This window comes from Pseudomonas sp. A-RE-19 (assembly GCF_019956555.1).
In the GTDB taxonomy this organism is placed as follows: Bacteria; Pseudomonadota; Gammaproteobacteria; order Pseudomonadales; family Pseudomonadaceae; genus Aquipseudomonas.
On sequence record NZ_JAHBDQ010000022.1, the window covers coordinates 56058 to 75190 of the forward strand.

The 19133-nt window shown below is 59.3% G+C and carries 19 protein-coding genes; 15 read left to right on the forward strand and 4 right to left on the reverse strand.

All coding sequences use genetic code 11. The features are described 5' to 3' along the window. The first annotated feature begins 230 nt into the window (after positions 1-230). Positions 231-1016, forward strand: a complete 786-nt coding sequence (locus tag KGB14_RS15315) for an outer membrane protein OmpK (RefSeq protein ID WP_223487635.1) — start codon at positions 231-233, stop codon at positions 1014-1016. 118 nt (positions 1017-1134) lie between these two features. On the opposite strand, the gene KGB14_RS15320 is transcribed toward KGB14_RS15315, so the two are convergent. Continuing rightward, positions 1135-2307, reverse strand: a complete 1173-nt coding sequence (locus KGB14_RS15320; protein WP_223487636.1) for a patatin-like phospholipase family protein — start codon at positions 2305-2307, stop codon at positions 1135-1137. Positions 2308-2342: 35 nt separating this feature from the next. Continuing rightward, positions 2343-3275, reverse strand: coding sequence for a lipid A biosynthesis lauroyl acyltransferase (locus KGB14_RS15325; RefSeq protein ID WP_223487637.1), 933 nt, complete (start codon positions 3273-3275; stop codon positions 2343-2345). 118 nt (positions 3276-3393) lie between these two features. On the opposite strand from KGB14_RS15325, the gene minC reads away from it, so the two are divergent. The 8 genes from minC (at position 3394) to KGB14_RS15365 (ending at position 11250) form a co-directional block, all read left to right on the forward strand. After that, on the forward strand, positions 3394-4131 hold the full coding sequence (gene minC / locus KGB14_RS15330) for a septum site-determining protein MinC (protein ID WP_223487638.1): 738 nt from the start codon (positions 3394-3396) through the stop codon (positions 4129-4131). Between the two features lie 201 nt (positions 4132-4332). Beyond that, positions 4333-5145, forward strand: a complete 813-nt coding sequence (gene minD / locus KGB14_RS15335) for a septum site-determining protein MinD (protein WP_223487639.1) — start codon at positions 4333-4335, stop codon at positions 5143-5145. After that, the gene (gene minE, locus KGB14_RS15340; RefSeq protein ID WP_223487640.1) at positions 5145-5399 is read left to right on the forward strand and encodes a cell division topological specificity factor MinE; all 255 of its coding nucleotides are present in this window, start codon (positions 5145-5147) and stop codon (positions 5397-5399) included. Before minD ends, minE begins: the two co-directional genes overlap by 1 nt. A gap of 181 nt (positions 5400-5580) precedes the next feature. Further along, positions 5581-6216, forward strand: a complete 636-nt coding sequence (locus KGB14_RS15345) for an RluA family pseudouridine synthase (protein WP_223487641.1) — start codon at positions 5581-5583, stop codon at positions 6214-6216. A 50-nt stretch (positions 6217-6266) separates the two neighbouring features. Beyond that, positions 6267-7373 carry a hypothetical protein gene (locus KGB14_RS15350; RefSeq protein WP_223487642.1) on the forward strand — a complete coding sequence of 369 codons (1107 nt, stop codon included), beginning with the start codon at positions 6267-6269 and terminating at the stop codon, positions 7371-7373. A 75-nt stretch (positions 7374-7448) separates the two neighbouring features. Next, positions 7449-8738, forward strand: a complete 1290-nt coding sequence (locus KGB14_RS15355) for a M18 family aminopeptidase (RefSeq protein WP_223487643.1) — start codon at positions 7449-7451, stop codon at positions 8736-8738. A gap of 122 nt (positions 8739-8860) precedes the next feature. Beyond that, the gene (locus KGB14_RS15360) at positions 8861-9037 is read left to right on the forward strand and encodes a hypothetical protein (RefSeq protein WP_007898847.1); all 177 of its coding nucleotides are present in this window, start codon (positions 8861-8863) and stop codon (positions 9035-9037) included. A gap of 77 nt (positions 9038-9114) precedes the next feature. Beyond that, on the forward strand, positions 9115-11250 hold the full coding sequence (locus KGB14_RS15365) for a mechanosensitive ion channel family protein (protein WP_223487644.1): 2136 nt from the start codon (positions 9115-9117) through the stop codon (positions 11248-11250). A 195-nt stretch (positions 11251-11445) separates the two neighbouring features. On the opposite strand, the gene KGB14_RS15370 is transcribed toward KGB14_RS15365, so the two are convergent. Then, positions 11446-12159, reverse strand: coding sequence for a UTRA domain-containing protein (locus tag KGB14_RS15370; RefSeq protein ID WP_095633750.1), 714 nt, complete (start codon positions 12157-12159; stop codon positions 11446-11448). Positions 12160-12509: 350 nt separating this feature from the next. Between KGB14_RS15370 and KGB14_RS15375 the strand changes: the two genes are divergently transcribed. The 6 genes from KGB14_RS15375 (at position 12510) to KGB14_RS15400 (ending at position 17867) form a co-directional block, all read left to right on the forward strand. Continuing rightward, positions 12510-13577, forward strand: coding sequence for an ABC transporter substrate-binding protein (locus KGB14_RS15375; RefSeq protein ID WP_223487645.1), 1068 nt, complete (start codon positions 12510-12512; stop codon positions 13575-13577). A gap of 180 nt (positions 13578-13757) precedes the next feature. Next, entirely contained in the window at positions 13758-14564 is an 807-nt protein-coding gene (locus KGB14_RS15380) for an alkaline phosphatase family protein (RefSeq protein WP_223487646.1), read from the forward strand. 5 nt (positions 14565-14569) lie between these two features. Beyond that, positions 14570-15406 carry an ABC transporter permease gene (locus KGB14_RS15385; protein ID WP_223487647.1) on the forward strand — a complete coding sequence of 279 codons (837 nt, stop codon included), beginning with the start codon at positions 14570-14572 and terminating at the stop codon, positions 15404-15406. Then, positions 15393-16193: an ABC transporter permease gene (locus KGB14_RS15390; protein WP_223487648.1), complete on the forward strand. Its 801-nt coding sequence runs from the start codon at positions 15393-15395 to the stop codon at positions 16191-16193. The genes KGB14_RS15385 and KGB14_RS15390 overlap by 14 nt, the downstream gene beginning before the upstream one ends. Continuing rightward, complete coding sequence (locus KGB14_RS15395; RefSeq protein ID WP_223487649.1) at positions 16190-17179, forward strand: ABC transporter ATP-binding protein; 990 nt, start codon at positions 16190-16192, stop codon at positions 17177-17179. Before KGB14_RS15390 ends, KGB14_RS15395 begins: the two co-directional genes overlap by 4 nt. 34 nt (positions 17180-17213) lie before the next feature. Then, a complete protein-coding gene (locus KGB14_RS15400) occupies positions 17214-17867 on the forward strand; it encodes an HAD family hydrolase (RefSeq protein ID WP_223487650.1) in 654 nt (217 codons plus the stop codon). A gap of 114 nt (positions 17868-17981) precedes the next feature. Here the strand turns inward: KGB14_RS15400 and KGB14_RS15405 are convergent, their stop codons facing one another. After that, positions 17982-18944, reverse strand: a complete 963-nt coding sequence (locus KGB14_RS15405; RefSeq protein WP_223487651.1) for a zinc-binding dehydrogenase — start codon at positions 18942-18944, stop codon at positions 17982-17984. Positions 18945-19133 lie beyond the last annotated feature (189 nt).

Sequence of the window (19133 nt, forward strand, 5' to 3'; positions counted from 1 at the left end):
TACCCCGGCTCCGGACAGTACCAAGGCATTGCGAAATGACGCTCAATCGACTGTTTTCGAACAGCCGAACGGGCATTTTCTGGTTTTTTGAAAGCCTTGGCTCAGCTCTTGCTATCAGCACCAAAGCTGACCGAATGGATGACTTTTTACAGCAGCAAGAAAAGGCGCCACACCAGAGCGCCGACCTTAGAAAAATAACGTGGAACCACCTACTTTTTGGGAGCAACCGAATGAAACGTACGTGCACCAGCCTGATGCTCGCGGGAACCTTGTTGGCCGGGGGCCAGGCAATGGCCGGCGACTTGCTGCAATGGCAGAACAACAGCCTGACCTACCTCTATGGCAAGGACTTCCAGGTCAACCCGCGCATTCAGCAAACCGTCACCTTCGAGCACGCCGATGCCTGGAAATACGGGGACAACTTCCTGTTCGTCGACAAGATTTTCTACAACGGCAAGGATGACAGCAGCGTCGGCTCCAACACCTATTACGGCGAAATCAGCCCGCGCTTGTCGTTTGGCAAGATCTTCGACCAGAAACTGGAGTTCGGGCCGGTCAAGGACGTGCTGCTGGCCATGACGTACGAGTTCGGTGAAGGCGATACCGAGTCTTACCTGATCGGTCCGGGTTTCGACCTGGCGATTCCCGGGTTCGACTACTTCCAGCTGAACTTCTACCAGCGTCACACCGAGGGCAGCCGCCCGGGTGACAACGTCTGGCAGATCACCCCGGTCTGGGCCTACACCATTCCCGTGGGCGATTCGAACATCCTGATCGATGGTTTCATGGACTGGGTGGTCGACAATGACCAGAACAGCAAAGGCACCTACCACGCCAACCTGCACTTCAACCCGCAGATCAAATATGACTTGGGCAAAGCCCTGAACATTGGCGAGAAGCAGCTGTACGTCGGCGTCGAGTACGACTACTGGTCAGACAAGTACGGGATCAAGGACAGCCAGGCCTTCAAGACCGATCAAAGCAACACGAGCTTGCTGGTGAAGTTCCACTTCTGATCGTAAAAAGCATCGCGGGCAAGCCACGCTCCTACAGGTTTTGTGTCGTTCACCGGTTATGTGAACGACTCAAATCTGCAGGAGCGAGGCTTGCCCGCGAACAGCCACGCCGCCAATCTCAAGCCGGAACCGCAGGCTCCACCAACCCCAGAAACCGGCACAACTCATCCCGCTTGGCCAGCGCATCGCGCCGACCCAAATCGATCAACTCGCTGCAATACCCCGACTCGAACAGCAGATAACTCAGCACACCCGCCCCGCTGGTTTTGGTCGCCCCCGGCCCGCGTAAAAACAGACGCAAGGCCGCCGGCAACTCCTGCCGATGCCGCGCCGCGATCTCATCGATCGGCTGACTCGGCGAAATCACCAACACCTCCACTGGCGCCGCCCCCAATGCACGACTCGGCGCGCCGTCGGGCAGCAGATGGCTGAACTGATTCAGACGCTGCAACAACTCGATGTCGCTTTCCAGGCTGTCAATGAACGTACTGTTGAGCAAGTGCCCGCCGACTTGCGCCAGCGTCGGCTGCTGACCCGTGTAGGCACGTTGCAGCGGCTGTTGCGGGTCGACTCCTCGCGGGTTGCCGCTGACGCCCACCACCAGCACCCGGCTGGCGCCCAGATGCAAGGCCGGGCTGATCGGTGCCGATTGACGCACCGCACCATCGCCGAAATATTCTTCACCGATTTTCACCGGCGCAAATAGCAACGGAATCGCCGAACTGGCCAGTAAGTGTTCGACGCTCAATTGAGTCGGCACACCGATCCGCCGATGACGCAACCAGGACTCGATGGTGCCGCCGCCCTGATAAAACGTGACGGCCTGACCGGACTCATAGCCAAACGCCGTGACCGCCACTGCCTTCAGTTGCTTTTGCGCGATGGCATCGGCAATTCCGGACATGTGCAGTTTGTCGTTGAGCAAACCGCGCAGCGGCGAGCTGTTGAGCAGGGCCACTGGCACCGGAGCGCCAATACCCATCAGATTGTGACTGACAAAGCGGGCAGCTTGGTGGATCACCCCCGGCCAGTCGCTGCGCAACACCAGATGGCTGCGGAAACCTTGCCAGAAGGCGGTCAGACGCTGAATCGCACCACGAAAATCCGTTGCCCCACTGGCCAGGCTGACCGCGTTGATCGCACCGGCCGAGGTGCCGACGATCACCGGGAACGGATTCGCCGCCCCCACCGGCAGCAACTCGGCAATCGCCGCCAGCACACCCACCTGATACGCCGCCCGAGCCCCGCCGCCGGAAAGTATCAATCCTGTAACCGGTTCAGCAGAACTCATCGCAACACTCCATGGTGCTTAAAGGGATCGGTGACTCAAGCGCGTTTGGCGTACAGCTTCGGCTCGCCCGGTGGACGGCTCTTGAAGCGTCGATGCGCCCAGAGGTATTGCTCCGGACATTCGCGCAAAGCACTTTCGACCCACTGGTTGATTCGAATGCAGTCAGCCTCTTCCGTCTCGCCGGGAAACCCCTCGAGCGGCGCATGAATCATCAACCGATAACCGCTGCCGTCAGCCAGGCGTTCCTGAGTGAACGGCACCACCAGCGCCTTGCCCAGCCGTGCGAACTTGCTGGTAGCGGTGACCGTCGCCGCCTGAATCCCGAACAGCGGTACGAAGATACTTTGCTTGGCGCCGTAGTCCTGATCCGGCGCGTACCAGATCGCTCTGCCTGCCCGCAGCAGTTTGAGCATGCCGCGCACGTCGTCACGCTCCACCGCCAGCGAGTCGAGGTTGTGCCGCTCGCGGCCCCGACGCTGGATGAAGTCGAACAAAGGATTTTTGTGTTCGCGGTACATCCCGTCGATGGTGTGCTGCTGACCGAGCAACGCCGCGCCGATCTCCAGCGTGGTGAAATGCACGGCCATCAGAATCACGCCCTTGCCGTCGCGCTGAGCCTGCTTCAAATACTCCAGGCCTTCGACATGGGCCAGTTTCGCCAGACGCTTGCGCGACCACCACCAGCTCATGGCCATCTCGAAGAAGGCGATGCCGGTGGAGGCGAAATTTTCCTTGAGCAGGCGCTTGCGCTCGGCAGCGGACTTTTCAGGGAAACACAGCTCGAGATTGCGCTTGGCAATGCGCCGTCGGTCGCCGGCCACCCGGTACATCAATGCACCCAGGGCACGACCGATAAACAGCAACGCCGGATACGGCAGCTGAACAATCAGCCACAACAGCCCCAGGCCACACCACAGCGGCCAGAAACGCGGAGAAAGAAATGCTGTTCGAAAACGCGGGCGATCCATTAAAGCTTCCGTCAAGACAGTGGCCGCGCATTCTACATCGTTCGACCCGGCTTGCGGCCTGCGGGCGTTCTCGTTATAAGTCTCGGCACTTTTAGTGACAAGCCGTTGTATGCCGACCATGAGCCAAACCGAACCGCTAGACCAAGATCCCGTGTTCCAGTTGAAGGGCAGCATGCTCGCCATTACGGTGCTGGAACTGGCCCGTAACGACCTTGAGAACCTTGATCGGCAACTGGCCGCCAAGGTCGCCCAGGCGCCTAACTTCTTCAGCAACGCGCCGCTGGTACTGGCCCTGGACAAACTCCCGGCCAGCGAAGGCGCGGTCGACTTGCCGGGCCTGATGCGCGTTTGCCGTCAGCATGGCCTGCGCACCCTGGCGATCCGAGCCAGCCGCATCGAAGACATCGCCGCCGCCATCGCGGTCGATTTGCCAGTGCTGCCGCCCTCCGGCGCCCGTGAACGACCGCTCGACCCGCACGAAGGCGAAATAAAGAAAAAACCGGAAAAACCACCGGAACCGACCATCAAACCGACGAAAATCATTACCTCGCCAGTACGTGGTGGCCAACAGATTTATGCCCAGGGTTGCGATTTGGTGGTGATTTCGTCGGTCAGCCCGGGGGCGGAACTTCTCGCCGATGGGAACATCCATGTATACGGCCCGATGCGCGGTCGTGTGTTGGCCGGCGTCAAAGGTGACACGAAAGCCAGGATTTTCTGTCAGCAAATGACCGCTGAACTGGTCTCCATCGCCGGCCACTACAAGGTTTCCGAGGATTTGCGACGCGATCCATTGTGGGGCGCAGGCGTACAAGTCAGCCTGTCGGGCGACGTGTTGAACATCATTCGGCTTTAACGGATACTGCCGCATTTTCCAAGCATCTCTAAAACGTAGCGAAAACGGCTCAAACGAAGTAGGAAAAAGGCCAAAAGCAGTGTTTACCGGGGGTAAACGCCGCTCAGAACCGGATTCCAGCCAAGGCTGTCCGACTGCAGTAGTTTTTCAAGAGATGTTTTTCAGGGGCTAAACGTCCTTTTTCCTTAGGGGTAAAACACCTTGGCCAAGATTCTCGTGGTTACATCCGGCAAGGGTGGTGTGGGTAAGACCACCACCAGCGCCGCTATCGGTACCGGCCTCGCACTGCGTGGTCACAAAACAGTTATCGTCGACTTCGACGTTGGTTTGCGTAACCTCGACCTGATCATGGGTTGCGAGCGCCGCGTGGTGTATGACTTCGTCAACGTGGTGAACGGCGAAGCCAACCTGCAACAGGCCCTGATCAAAGACAAGCGCCTGGAAAACCTCTACGTACTGGCCGCCAGCCAGACTCGCGATAAAGACGCGCTGACCGTAGAAGGCGTGGAAAAAGTCCTGATGCAGCTCAAGGAAGACTTCGATTTCGTAGTCTGCGACTCCCCGGCCGGTATCGAAAAAGGTGCCCACCTGGCCATGTACTTCGCCGACGAAGCGATTGTCGTGACCAACCCGGAAGTCTCCTCCGTACGTGACTCGGACCGCATGCTGGGCCTGCTGGCCAGCAAATCCCGTCGCGCCGAAAGAGGCGAAGACCCGATCAAGGAACACCTGCTGATCACCCGCTACCATCCAGAACGTGTAAGCAAGGGCGAAATGCTCGGCGTCGAAGACGTCAAGGATATTCTCTCGGTGACATTGCTCGGCGTGATCCCTGAATCCCAGGCAGTGCTCAAGGCATCGAACCAGGGTATTCCGGTGATTCTCGACGACCAGAGCGATGCTGGCCAGGCGTACAGCGATACCGTTGACCGCCTGCTGGGCGAAAGTCGCGAACACCGGTTCCTTGATGTCGAGAAGAAGGGATTCTTCGAGCGCCTGTTTGGAGGTAGGTAATGAACCTTTTTGACTTCTTTCGTGCCAACAAAAAGCAAAACACCGCGTCGGTAGCGAAAGAGCGTCTACAGATCATCGTGGCGCATGAACGCGGCCAGCGCAGTACGCCGGACTACCTGCCAGCCTTGCAGAAGGAACTGGTGGAAGTGATCCGCAAGTACGTCAATATCGGGTCCGATGACGTGCACGTCGCTCTGGAAAACCAGGGCAGCTGCTCGATCCTGGAACTCAATATCACCCTGCCAGATCGCTGAGTCGATCCGGCGGGAGCCACGGCGGCTCAGGCTCTCCAGCACTTTGTAGGAGCGAAGCTTGCTCGCGAAGCAGGCAACTCGGTCTATCTGATAGACCGAGGTGATGCTTTCGCGAGCAAGCTTCGCTCCTACAGGGCGCGGGGCCTGAGCCGCCGTTGGCGTTTGTTACGAGGCTGTTTTAATGCCGTTGTCCAACATCCGCATCATCCATCAGGACGCCGCCGTATTGGTGGTGGACAAGCCGACCCTGTTGCTCTCTGTCCCTGGCCGGGCCGATGACAACAAAGACTGCCTGATCACGCGCCTGCAAGAAAACGGCTACCCGGAAGCGCGAATTGTCCATCGCCTGGACTGGGAAACCTCCGGCATCATTCTGCTGGCCCGCGACCCGGACACCCATCGCGAACTGTCTCGACAATTTCACGACCGAGAAACCGAAAAGGCCTACACCGCCCTGTGCTGGGGACAACCGGAACTGGACAGTGGCAGCATCGACCTGCCCCTGCGCTACGATCCGCCGACCAAGCCACGTCACGTGGTAGACCACGAGTTCGGCAAGCATGCCCTGACCTTCTGGCGCGTGCTGGAGCGCTGTGGCGACTGGTGCCGCGTCGAGCTGACGCCGATCACCGGCCGCTCTCACCAGCTGCGCGTGCACATGCTCTCCATCGGCCACCCGTTATTGGGTGACGGGCTCTACGCCCATCCGCAAGCCCTGGCTGCCTGGCCACGCTTGTGCCTGCACGCGAGCATGCTGAGTTTCACCCATCCCCAGACCGGCGATCGCTTGCGTTTCGAATGCCCGGCACCGTTTTAAGCACTGCCTGACCAGCAGTCGCCCGCGTTAACAAAAGGATCCCTATCCGGATGCGTTGTACCGATTCCCCGGCAACACCCGTCAAAAAAACCCGCAACCAACTGCTCTACCTGATCTACGGCAACCAGGATGTTTACCGGCGCGAAGCCAAGTTCAGCATCCTGACCGCGCTGTCCCATGCAAAGAAAGGCCAGCCGCCGTGCATCAGGATCCTCACGGATCGCCCGCAGGACTACGCCGGCTGGCCGGTTGAAACCGTGCGCCTGACCGAGCAAACCCTGACCCGGTGGCAGGGCGAAAACGGCTATCCCCATCGCCGCAAGGCCTGCGCCATCGCCGCCGGCCTCAAGCTTGCCGAAAAGACCCTGTTCGTCGATACCGACACCCTGTTCGTCAGCGACCCGAATCTGATCTTCAAACAGATTCAACCCGGGCATTATTTGATGGACCGCTTCGAGTACGACTGGCAGTACGTCTGTGAGCGCGACGATTACGTGAAGCTCGGCAAATGCCTACGCACTCATGGCATCACCCCGGACAACGGCTTCAAGCTTTACAACAGCGGACTCTGCGGCGTGACCGACGGCGATACACCGCTGTTCGAAACGTCGATCCAGTTGATCGACGAATGGACCCGCGACGGTTTCGACATTCACACCATTGAGCAAATCGCCCTGTCGTTTGCGATGCGCGACCAACCGGTGTGTGAAGCGAAAAGATACATCTATCACTACTTCGCGGAAAAACGCTTCTTCCATGCGATGCAGGCGTATTTCTTCTCCCGGCATGGCGAGCAGTTCAGCCAGAATCTGGTGGAGTTGTGCCGCGATGTACCGCGAGTCAAACCGTTCCCATCAGCCTGGCAACGGCTGAAAATCAAATGGAAATTGCGCAACCAGAGCGGCGCGATGAGAAAAGTCGGGCGCGATCTGTTGTATGGCAGTGCAGCGCCCGATCACCCGTACTACACAGCATGCCGACACGAGTGGTGGGAAAGTGCCTCGCGGGAGATTCTGCGCTGGGATAAAAGCCGTCAGAAAAAGCTGCTGGACACCCATCGCAATCGCTGGCCCAAACAACTGCCCAAACCAGAAAAGCCTGGCGATGAGCAGCTCATCATGAAGTACCTGAAAAAGCGGGTAGCCGCAGCCGGTTGACATGAGCAGCGAACGTCAGGCCCAAAGCCCCAAGCCAATACGTTAAACTCCCGCCACTGCTGTCTGGAGCTTCTTATGCGCGAAGAGTTGAACCAAGGCCTGATCGACTTCCTCAAGGCCTCCCCTACCCCGTTCCATGCCACCGCCAGCCTTGTTCAGCGTCTGGAAGCGGCCGGTTTTGTGCGTCTCGACGAGCGCGAGCCGTGGACCACCGAAGCCAATGGTCGTTACTACGTCACCCGTAACGACTCTTCGATCGTCGCGTTCAAAATGGGGCGTCATTCGCCCCTGCACGGTGGCATCCGCCTGGTCGGCGCGCACACTGACAGCCCGTGCCTGCGGGTCAAACCCCAGCCGGAGCTGCAACGCCAGGGTTTCTGGCAATTGGGCGTCGAAGTCTATGGCGGTGCACTGCTGGCGCCGTGGTTTGACCGCGATTTGTCCCTGGCCGGCCGCGTGACCTTCCGCCGCGATGGCAAGGTCGAGAGCCAGCTGATCGACTTCAAGGCGCCGATCGCCATCATTCCGAACCTGGCCATTCACCTCAACCGTGAAGCCAACATGGGCTGGGCGATCAACGCCCAGACCGAGCTGCCGCCGATCCTCGCGCAATTCGCCGGTGACGAACGCGTGGACTTCCGCGCCGTGCTCACCGACCAACTGGCCCGCGAACATGGCCTGAACGCCGACGTGGTGCTCGATTACGAGCTGAGCTTCTACGACACCCAAAGCGCTGCGATCATTGGCCTGCATGGCGATTTCATTGCGGGTGCGCGCCTCGATAATTTGCTGTCGTGCTACGCCGGCCTGCAAGCTTTGCTGACGGCCGAAACCGACGAAACCTGTGTGCTGGTCTGTAACGATCACGAAGAAGTCGGCTCCTGCTCGGCCTGTGGCGCCGACGGTCCGATGCTTGAGCAGACCCTGCGTCGCCTGTTGCCCGAAGGGGATGAATTCGTACGGACCATTCAGAAATCGCTGCTGGTCTCGGCCGACAATGCCCACGGCGTGCACCCCAACTATGCGGACAAACACGACGCCAACCACGGCCCGAAACTCAACGCCGGCCCAGTGATCAAGGTCAACAGCAACCAGCGCTACGCCACCAACAGTGAAACCGCCGGGTTCTTCCGCCACTTGTGCATGGCCGAAGAAGTACCGGTGCAGAGCTTTGTGGTGCGCAGCGACATGGGCTGCGGCTCGACCATTGGCCCGATCACCGCCAGCCACTTGGGCGTGCGCACCGTGGACATCGGTCTGCCGACGTTCGCCATGCATTCGATCCGTGAGCTGTGCGGCAGCCATGATCTGGCGCATCTGGTCAAAGTGCTGAGCGCGTTCTACGCCTGCCCCGAGTTGCCGTAGTCCTCAAGGATCAACACGATCCCCTGCAGGAGCAGCCTTTGGCAGCTCCTGCACATACATCACTACCATTCGTCCGAAAGCCGCCTAGACTTGCAGTACCCCTCCCCGACAAGGCTGTCACCATGATCTCGCTGTCTTCGTTCCACGCCATGCTGATCCCGATTCTTTCCGGGATGATCATGCTGGCCATCGGCTTCAACTTCCGCGACAAGAACGCCGGGGTGTTCGCGATGTGGGTCGGCATGCTGATGATCCTCGCCACCGTGATCTACAAGATCCTCGCCAAACTCAACGAATAAATCCTTGCGCCTGGCTCGCATTGATTTTGACGGGCTCGTACACTCGGCCGATTCGCTCATCCGAGGTTGACCGCCTAGTGTTCGCTCGTCTTTTTGCCCTGCCCTGTTTGTTCCTTGTCTGCCTGATGACGCTGTTGCCGATGGCGCCTGCCCAGGCAGTCAGCTTGCCAGGGCTGCTCAACAACTCGGCAAAAGCCCAGCCAGAAGCGCAAGAGCCATTGGGGCAATCCCTGGATGAAGTCATCAAGTCTCTGGAAAACGATCAGCAGCGGACCAAACTCCTGGCAGACCTGAAGAAGTTGCGCGATGTCACTAAAAAAGCTCAGCCAACCACCGAAGAAGGCGTGCTGGGCCTGATCGGCGGCACCCTGGCCAGTTTCGAAAAACAATTTACCGGCGCCGACAGCCCCCTCATGCGCTGGTCCGAAGAGGTCGAACTGGCCAAGGATGAATTGACGGCATTGCTGCTGCCGGCCAACGAATGGTTGCCGATCATCTTTGCCTTCGCCGTGATTCTAATGGTCTGGAGCCTGCTGGCCGCTGCCCTGATCTGGCTTGGGCACCGGGTGCGCATGCGCTTTGGCCTGACCGAAGAACTGCCGCAACACCCCAAGGCGCTGGACATGCTGCGCTTCGCCTTGCGCAAGCTCGGGCCGTGGCTGATTGCCTTGGTCATGACGGTTTACATGACCTACGCCCTGCCTTCGTCATTGGGTAAAAGCCTGGCCATGGTGCTGGCTTATGCGCTGGTGGTCGGTACCTGTTTCTCGGCGATCTGCGTCATCGCGTTTTCCGTGCTGGATGGCCCGCATCGCCACCGCGCCTTGTACATCCTGCGGCATCGGGCCTTCCGCCCGTTGTGGCTGATCGGCAGTTTCGCCGCCTTCGGTGAGGCCCTGAGCGATCCGCGTCTGGTTGAAAGCCTCGGCAGTCATCTGGCCCATACCTCGGCGACGTTGGCCAATGTGCTGGCGGCAATCTTCACCGGTTTTTTCATTCTGCGTTTCCGTCGGCCCATTGCCCATTTGATCCGCAACCAGCCGCTGTCCCGGCGCCTGACTCGCCGGGCCTTGAGCGACACGATCGAAATTCTCGGCACTTTTTGGTATCTGCCGGCGCTGGTGTTGGTGGGCATCTCGCTGTTCGCCACCTTCGTCTCCGCGGGTGATACCAGCACGGCCTTGCGTCAATCGCTGATCTGCACCGTGCTGCTGGTGTTGTGCATGGTCATCAACGGCTTGGTGCGCCGCCATTCACTCAAACCGCAACGCGGCGTGAAGCGCCACGCGCTGTACTCGGAACGCCTGAAAAGCTTCTTCTACACCCTCGCCCATCTGCTGGTATGGCTGGCGTTCATCGAACTCGGCCTGCGCGTCTGGGGCATGTCACTGATCCGCTTCACCGAAGGCGAAGGCCATGAGGTCAGCGTCAAACTGTTCAGCCTCAGTGGCACGCTGATGTTTGCCTGGCTGATCTGGATCCTCAGCGACACCGCCGTGCATCACGCCCTCACCCGCTCACGCAAAGGCCTGGCCAATGCCCGCGCGCAGACGATGATGCCGCTGATCCGCAACGTGCTGTTCGTGGCGATTTTCATCATTGCGCTGATCGTCGCCCTGGCGAACATGGGCATGAACGTCACGCCGTTGCTGGCCGGTGCCGGCGTGATCGGTCTGGCCATCGGTTTCGGCGCGCAGTCGCTGGTGGCCGACCTGATCACCGGGCTGTTCATCATCATCGAAGACTCCCTGGCTATCGACGACTATGTGGATGTCGGTGGCCACTTGGGGACGGTCGAGGGTCTGACCATCCGCACCGTGCGCCTGCGGGACATCGACGGCATCGTCCATACCATTCCGTTCAGCGAAATCAAAAGTATCAAGAACTACTCCCGGGAATTCGGCTACGCAATCTTCCGGGTGGCGGTGCCCTCCAACATGGACATCGACGAGGCGATCAAACTGATGCGCGAAGTTGGCCAGAAAATGCGCACCGACCCGCTGCAACGACGAAACATCTGGTCGCCGCTGGAGATTCAGGGCGTCGAAAGTTTCGAGTCCGGCAATGCGATTCTTCGCGCACGCTTCAAGACCGCGCCGATCAAACAGTGGGAAGTTTCCCGGGCGTTCAACCTGTCGCTCAAGCGGCACCTGGATGAAGCCGGGCTGGATCTGGCGACACCGCGCATGAGTGTGCATGTCGCCAAGGAATAAAAAGCTTTTGTAGGAGCGAGGCTTGCCCGCGAAGAGGGACTATCAGCCAACATCAATGTTGAATGTGAGTCCCTCTTCGCGGGCAAGCCTCGCTCCTACGCAAGAGCATTTAAATCAAGATCAAAAGATCGCAGCCTGCGGCAGCTCCTACAGGGGGAATCGTGTAGGCAAGTGATGTGCAGTTGAATGTGTGATCTACACCACATCCACCCCGACATGAATTGCATCATGGCGCCAAAACTCCAGGTCACAATCGATCAACCGCTCGTGCTGATCGTAGTTGACCCGGGCAATCCGCAACCCCGGGCTGCCCACCGACACCCGTAAAGCCGCCGCCGCGTCCACCGACAACGCCGTCGGCACAATCTCGAAACGCACCCGCCCGTAGTGCAAGTCGTAATGCCGTGCATACAACTCGGTGATCGACTGATTCAAATCGAAATCGAGAATTCCTGGAAAATACTGCGGATTCAAATAGTGCTCCACGTAAAGCACCAATCGCCCGTCAATCCGTCTTGAGCGGCAGATCTGGATCACGCTCGACAGCGCCGGCAACTGCAACCAGGCACACACTGCCGCCGACGCCGGTTGCAATCGCGCCGAGATCACCTCGGTGGACGGCACCCGCCCCTGTGCACTGACCATCGCGTGAAAGTGACTGCGCTGCATCAGGTTATAAGCCAGCCGCGGTGGCGACACGAACCAGCCGCGCCGTTCCTCGCGGTAAATCTGGCCCTGGGCTTCCAGTTGCAACAATGCCTCACGCACGGTGATCCGCGTGGTACCGAACAACTCACTGAGCTTGCGCTCCGCCGGCAACTTGCTCCCAGGCGCCAACAGGCCATGGTCGAGCTGTTCCTGCAGAACCTGCCCGATGGCTGTCACCGCTTTGGTTGTCTCGATGCGCATCAACGTTACCTATCTGGACTAGACCAGCACTGATTCAGGGCAGAACCGCGATTCAAATCGATTCCTTCAACTGCCTGCAAGCCTAGGCACTGCACATGACTGGCAGATGACAAAGCCGCCGAACGGTTACGCCAGACACCTGCAATTTTATGGCCAAGTCCCTTTCATATCAGCCCTTTAGCCATGGTCTACGCTTATCTCGCACCCTGCGTATCCGAGCGCAGAAAATTCAGGCTGACCGGTCGTCGACATCAAAATGTCATCGAGGCCGCCTAAATTGGCTCAGGTATTGCTGACCTAGACCAACACAACCGCAATCGCAGCGTTGAAAACGCCCAAAGGAGCTTCGGATGAAACAGTTTTTCCTGGCATCACTGTTAGGCTCGACCATTGCCCTGTGCACCACCGCCATGGCGGCAGATAGCGACCTGAAAACCCTGGAAGCCGCTGCGAAAGCGGAAGGCGCCGTCAACAGCGTCGGCATGCCCGATGACTGGGCCAACTGGAAAGGCACCTGGGAAGACCTGGCCAAGAAGTACGGCCTGAAACACATCGACACAGACATGAGCTCGGCCCAGGAAATCGCCAAGTTCGCCGCCGAAAAAGACAACGCCAGCGCCGACATCGGCGACGTCGGTGCCGCCTTCGGCCCGATCTCGGTCAAGCAGGGCGTGGTGCAACCTTACAAGCCCACCACCTGGGAACAGATTCCGGACTGGGCCAAGGACAAGGACGGTAACTGGGCACTGGCCTACACCGGCACCATCGCGTTTATCGTCAACAAAAAGCTGCTGCACGGTTCCGAGGCACCGACCAAATGGGCCGACCTCAAGACTGGCAAGTACAAAGTCTCTATCGGTGACGTGAGCACCGCGGCCCAAGCGGCCAACGGCGTACTGGCCGCCGCCCTCGCCAACGGTGGTGACGAGAAGAACATTCAGCCTGCCCTGCTGCTGTTCGCTGACATCGCCAAGCAAGGCCGCCTGTCCATGGCCAACCCGACGATCGCCACCATGGAAAAAGGTGAAATCGAAGTCGGCGTGGTCTGGGATTTCAACGGCCTGAGCTACAAAGCCAAGATGGCGAACCCGGATGACTACATCGTGCTGATTCCATCCGACGGCTCGGTGATTTCCGGTTACACCACCATCATCAACAAATACGCCAAACACCCGAACGCCGCCAAGCTGACCCGCGAATACATCTTCAGCGATGCTGGCCAAATCAACCTGGCGAAAGGCAACGCCCGTCCGATCCGCGCCGAACATCTGAAGCTGCCGGAAGAGGTCAAGGCCAAGCTGCTGCCTAACGAGCAGTACAAAAAAGTTACGCCGATCAAAGATGCCGACGCGTGGGAAAAGACCTCCAAGGCGCTGCCGCAGAAGTGGCAGGAAGAAGTCATCATCAACATGCCGTAAGGCTGTAGATCCCCATTCGGGGATCTGATGGAGATCCAATGTGGGAGCGAGCCTGCTCGCGATGAGGGACTGTCAGCCAACATCAATGTTGAATGTCAGACCGCTATCGCGAGCAGGCTCGCTCCCACAAGGGATTGGTTGCGTACTTGAATCATCTGTTTTTGCGGAGTTCCAGCCCCTATGAAGCACAACGTCATCCTTGTCGTGCTCGACGGCCTCAATTACGAAGTCGCGCGCCACGCCATGGGGCATCTGCAGGCTTACGTTGGCGCAGGACGCGCGGCACTCTACAAACTGGAGTGCGAACTGCCGGCCCTGTCCCGCCCGCTTTACGAATGCATCCTGACCGGCGTTGCGCCGATCGATAGCGGCATCGTTCACAACAACGTCTCACGCCTGTCCAACCAGCGCAGCATCTACCATTACGCCACTGACGCGGGCCTTACAACCGCCGCCGCGGCCTATCACTGGGTCAGCGAGTTGTATAACCGTTCGCCGTTCGTGGCCGCTCGGGATCGTCATACCGACGACCCCAAACTGCCGATCCAGCACGGTCACTTCTACTGGAACGACCACTACCCGGACTCACACCTGTTCGCCGACGCGGAACACCTGCGCCTGCGCCACGCGCCGGACTTTCTACTGGTCCACCCCATGAACATCGACGACGCCGGGCACAAGCACGGCCTCGACACCCCGCAGTACCGCAACAGCGCCCGTTCGGCCGACATCATTCTCGCTGACTACCTGCAAGGCTGGCTCGACGCCGGTTACCAGGTGCTGGTGACGGCTGATCACGGCATGAACAACGACCGCTCGCATAACGGCCTGCTACCCGAAGAACGCGAAGTACCGCTGTTTGTCTTCGGCGATGCCTTCAGCTTCAACGCCAGCGCCGCACCAAAGCAAACCGAAATCTGCGGCACCGTTTGCGAATTGCTGGGCGTGCCCCACGACAAACCTGTGTGCCGGGAGCTGCTCAAGTGAACGCCATGACCCGTAGTAAATGGCTGGCCGCTCTGTGCCTGGTGCCCTTTGCGATTTTCTTCTTCGTGTTCCAGATTGCCCCGTTGCTCTGGGTGATGATCAACAGCCTGCAATCGGAAGAGTTCGGCTGGGGCCTGGCCAATTTCAGCAAAATCTTCAACTCGAAGTTCTATTTGCAGGCGATCCAGTACAGCCTCGAGATCAGTTTCTGGTCCAGCGTGTTCGGCATCATCATCGCCGTACTCGGCGCCTACTCCTTGCGCCGGGTCGACTCGAAACTGCGCAACTTCGTCAATGCCTTCGCCAACATGACCAGCAACTTCGCCGGCGTGCCCCTGGCCTTCGCGTTCATCATTTTGCTGGGGTTCAACGGCACCTTCACCATCATGCTCAAACAGGCCGGGATCATTCAGGACTTCAACCTGTACTCGAAAACCGGGCTGATCATTCTCTACACCTACTTCCAGATTCCCCTGGGCGTGCTGCTGCTCTACCCGGCGTTCGACGCCTTGCGCGAAGACTGGCGTGAGTCCGCCGCGTTGCTGGGCGCCAACGGCTGGCAATTCTGGCGGCACATCGGTTTGCCGGTGCTGACCCCGGCGCTGCTGGGCACATTCGTAATCCTGCTGGCCAACGCCCTTGGCGCGTACGCCACGGTCTACGCCCTGACCACCGGCAACTTCAACGTGTTGCCGATCCGCATCGCGGCGATGGTCTCCGGCGACATTTCCCTCGATCCGAACCTGGCCAGTGCTTTGGCCGTGGTGCTGGTGGCGTTGATGACCCTGGTGACCATCGTGCATCAGCTGCTGTTGAAGAGGAGCTACCATGTCTCGCGCTGAACTGGGCCCCGTCGGTGTCTACCACCGCGTCGTGGTCTATTTGCTGTTTGCCATTCTGTTGTTGCCGCTGCTCGGAACGTTGATCTACTCGATCGCCAGCAGTTGGTCCGCGACGATCATGCCCAGCGGCTTTACCTTCAAGTGGTACATCCAGCTGTGGAGCGATCCGCGCTTTCTCGACGCATTCGGCCAGTCGCTGCTGGTGTGCGTCGGCTCGCTGATCCTGTCGGTGGTGCTGATTCTGCCGCTGCTGTTCGTGGTGCATTACCACTTCCCGAAACTCGACGCGTTGATGAACATCCTGATCCTGCTGCCCTTCGCGGTACCGCCGGTGGTGTCGTCGGTGGGACTGTTGCAGCTTTATGGCTCGGGGCCGTTCGCCATGGTCGGTACGCCGTGGATTCTGATCGGTTGCTACTTCACCGTGGCGCTGCCGTTCATGTACCGGGCGATCACCAACAACCTGCAAGCAATCAACCTGCGCGATCTGATGGACGCCGCGCAACTGCTCGGCGCCAGCACCTGGCAGGCGGCATTCCTGGTGGTGCTGCCAAACCTGCGCAAGGGTTTGATGGTGGCGTTGTTGCTGTCGTTCTCGTTCCTGTTCGGTGAATTCGTGTTCGCCAACATCCTCGTCGGTACCCGCTACGAAACCCTGCAGGTCTACCTCAACAACATGCGTAACAGCAGCGGCCATTTCACCAGTGCGCTGGTGATTTCCTACTTCTTCTTTGTGCTGGTTCTGACCTGGGCGGCCAATATCTTGAACAAGGACAAAAGCGAATGAGCTATGTCAGCGTCCAACATCTACAGAAAAACTACGCAGGCACCACGGTGTTCAGCGACATCAACTGCGAAATCAAGAAAGGCGAATTCGTCACCCTTCTGGGCCCGTCCGGTTGCGGCAAGTCCACCCTGCTGCGCTGCATCGCCGGCCTGACCTCGGTGGACGGCGGCAAGATCCTGCTGGAAGGTCAGGACCTCGTCCCGCTGAGCCCGCAAAAACGCGGAATCGGCATGGTGTTCCAGAGTTACGCCCTGTTCCCGAACATGACCGTGGAACAGAACGTCGCCTTCGGCTTGCGCATGCAGAAGGTCAACGCCGACGACAGCCACAAGCGCGTCACCGAAGTACTGACACTGGTGGAGCTCAATGACTTCGCCGCCCGTTACCCACATCAACTGTCCGGTGGCCAGTGCCAGCGTGTCGCCCTGGCGCGCTCGCTGGTGACCCGGCCTCGGTTGTTGTTGCTGGATGAGCCGCTGTCGGCATTGGATGCGCGGATTCGCAAGCACCTGCGCGAACAGATCCGTCAGATCCAGCGCGAATTGGGCCTGACCACGATCTTCGTCACTCACGATCAGGAAGAAGCCCTGACCATGTCTGACCGAATCTTCCTGATGAATCAGGGAAAGATCGTACAAAGCGGCGATGCGGAAACCCTCTACACCGCGCCAGTCGATATTTTTGCCGCAGGCTTCATCGGCAACTACAACCTGCTGGACGCCGACAGCGCGACGAAACTGTTGCAACGACCGATCACCCATCGCCTCGCGATTCGCCCGGAAGCCATCGAGCTAAGCCTCAACGGCGAACTCGACGCGCAAATCCGCAGCCATAGTCTGTTGGGCAACGTGATTCGCTACCGGGTGGAAGCCCGGGGCGTGGAATTGGTGGTGGATGTGCTGAACCGCTCGGCGGCCGACCTGCATCCCGATGGTCAGCGCCTGGCGCTTTCCATCGATCCGACGGCCCTGTGTGAGGTAGCCTGATGACTTTGCTGATGTTGAAGAGAGAACTGCACTGATGGCCCTGGCAATTTTTGATCTGGACGAAACCCTGATCCACGGCGACTGCGCCTCGCTATGGAGCGAACAGATGGCCCGCCTCGGCTGGGTCGATGGCGAATCCTTCCTGCGTCGCGACAAGGAATTGATGGATGCGTACGGCAGGGGCCATCTGGCCATGGAAGACTACATGGCCTTCAGCCTGGAGCCGATGATCGGTCGCACACCGCAAGAGCTCGAGCACTTGGTGACGCCTTGGGTAGAAGACTTTATCGAGCCGATCATCTTCAGCGACGCCACCAAAGCCATCGCCGCCCATCGCAAGGCGGGCGACCGGATCCTGGTGATCTCCGCCTCGGGCACGCATTTGGTCAAGCCAATTGCCGACCGTCTGGGCATCGACGAAATTCTCGGCATCGAGCTGGAAGTGGCGCATGGGGTGTACAGCGGCAATACCGTTGGCACGCTGACCTACCGCGAAGGCAAGATCACCCGCTTGTTGGAGTGGCTGGATGCCGAAGAGGAAAACCTGGAAGGCGCGAGCTTCTATTCCGATTCACGCAACGATTTGCCGCTGCTGCTCAAGGTAGATTTCCCACACGTGGTGAACCCGGATCCGGTTCTGCTCGAACACGCCGAAAAGGCCGGCTGGCCGATCCATATCTGGAAGTAAGTTGGCCCCTGTGGGAGCGAGCCTGCTCGCGATGAACGATAACGCGGTCTTGCAGATAAACCGCGTCGCCTGAATCGCGAGCAGGCTCGCTCCCACAGGTTCAGTGCATTGTCGTCAAACCAGGCTCTCGTCGATCACCAACACCAACTTCCCCGATACCTTATTGGTCGCCAGCTCCGCAAACGCCGCTTCGGCATCCTTGATCGCAAATGTCCTGGCCAGTTGCGGGCTCAACCGCCCTTCGGCAAACAGCGGCCAGACATGCTGACTGAGATCGCTGAACAGATCGGCCTTGAACTGATCGTCACGGCTGCGCAGGGTCGAACCCAGCAGTTGCACGCGCTTGGCCAGCACCTGCGCCAGATCCAGTTGCGCCTCACGCCCGCCCATCAAACCGATCAGCACCCAACGCCCATCGCGCGCCAGCAGCTTGAGGTTCAACGCCGCGTAGTTGCCACCCACCGGGTCGAGGATCACGTCGAACGGCCCCAGATCGTTCAAGCTGTCCAGATCGCCGTTGCGCACCACCCCACCCTGCGCACCCAACGTTTCACAGTAGGCCAGACGCTCGGCAGAACCGACGCTGACCCAGCACGGGTTACCAAACGCCTTGCACAGCTGAATGGCAGCTGAACCGATTCCACTGGCTCCGGCGTGCAGGAGAACTTTCTCACCCGGTTTGAGCGCAGCCAATTGAAACAAATTCAGCCAAACGGTCGCATACACTTCCGGCAATGCTGCCGCCTCGGCCAGGGACAAACCTTCGGGAACCGGCAACACATGCCGTCCGTCGACAACTACCTCCTCGGCCATCCCACCCCCGGCCAGCAAGGCGCAAACCCGATCCCCGACCTGCCAGGAAGAGCCCGGACCGACCTCGCTGATCACCCCCGAACACTCAAGACCCAGTACTTGACTGGCTCCCGGTGGCGGCGGATAGAGCCCCGCCTTCTGCAACAAATCGGCGCGATTGAGTCCCGCTGCCGCCACTCGGATACGAACTTGTCCTACATCGCACGTAGGACTCGGCTCTTCAACCCACTCCACTCGCCCCTCAACGCCTTGCAATGCTTTCACAGTGCCTCCATAGTGAGTCTGGACTGAGCCCGAAGCTGTAGCGCCGGGCTTTTTGCATTATGCGACCGGCCCCAGGGTCTGTACGAAAGCTCGCCAAGCGGCGATCAGGCAAGGCAAAAACAGGCGAGGAAGCGGAATTCAGGTTCCTGAATGAGCATTCCGAGCCTGTTTTAACGCAGCACGATCGTC

Bases quoted from the DNA above. Each gene is read 5' to 3' on its own strand.
- KGB14_RS15315 (WP_223487635.1), top strand. From the start codon at position 231: ATGAAACGTACGTGCACCAGCCTGATGCTCGCGGGAACCTTGTTGGCC.
- KGB14_RS15320 (WP_223487636.1), bottom strand. From the start codon at position 2,307: ATGAGTTCTGCTGAACCGGTTACAGGATTGATACTTTCCGGCGGCGGG.
- KGB14_RS15325 (WP_223487637.1), bottom strand. From the start codon at position 3,275: ATGGATCGCCCGCGTTTTCGAACAGCATTTCTTTCTCCGCGTTTCTGG.
- minC (WP_223487638.1), top strand. From the start codon at position 3,394: ATGAGCCAAACCGAACCGCTAGACCAAGATCCCGTGTTCCAGTTGAAG.
- minE (WP_223487640.1), top strand. From the start codon at position 5,145: ATGAACCTTTTTGACTTCTTTCGTGCCAACAAAAAGCAAAACACCGCG.
- KGB14_RS15345 (WP_223487641.1), top strand. From the start codon at position 5,581: ATGCCGTTGTCCAACATCCGCATCATCCATCAGGACGCCGCCGTATTG.
- KGB14_RS15350 (WP_223487642.1), top strand. From the start codon at position 6,267: ATGCGTTGTACCGATTCCCCGGCAACACCCGTCAAAAAAACCCGCAAC.
- KGB14_RS15355 (WP_223487643.1), top strand. From the start codon at position 7,449: ATGCGCGAAGAGTTGAACCAAGGCCTGATCGACTTCCTCAAGGCCTCC.
- KGB14_RS15360 (WP_007898847.1), top strand. From the start codon at position 8,861: ATGATCTCGCTGTCTTCGTTCCACGCCATGCTGATCCCGATTCTTTCC.
- KGB14_RS15370 (WP_095633750.1), bottom strand. From the start codon at position 12,159: ATGCGCATCGAGACAACCAAAGCGGTGACAGCCATCGGGCAGGTTCTG.
- KGB14_RS15375 (WP_223487645.1), top strand. From the start codon at position 12,510: ATGAAACAGTTTTTCCTGGCATCACTGTTAGGCTCGACCATTGCCCTG.
- KGB14_RS15380 (WP_223487646.1), top strand. From the start codon at position 13,758: ATGAAGCACAACGTCATCCTTGTCGTGCTCGACGGCCTCAATTACGAA.
- KGB14_RS15385 (WP_223487647.1), top strand. From the start codon at position 14,570: ATGACCCGTAGTAAATGGCTGGCCGCTCTGTGCCTGGTGCCCTTTGCG.
- KGB14_RS15390 (WP_223487648.1), top strand. From the start codon at position 15,393: ATGTCTCGCGCTGAACTGGGCCCCGTCGGTGTCTACCACCGCGTCGTG.
- KGB14_RS15395 (WP_223487649.1), top strand. From the start codon at position 16,190: ATGAGCTATGTCAGCGTCCAACATCTACAGAAAAACTACGCAGGCACC.
- KGB14_RS15400 (WP_223487650.1), top strand. From the start codon at position 17,214: ATGGCCCTGGCAATTTTTGATCTGGACGAAACCCTGATCCACGGCGAC.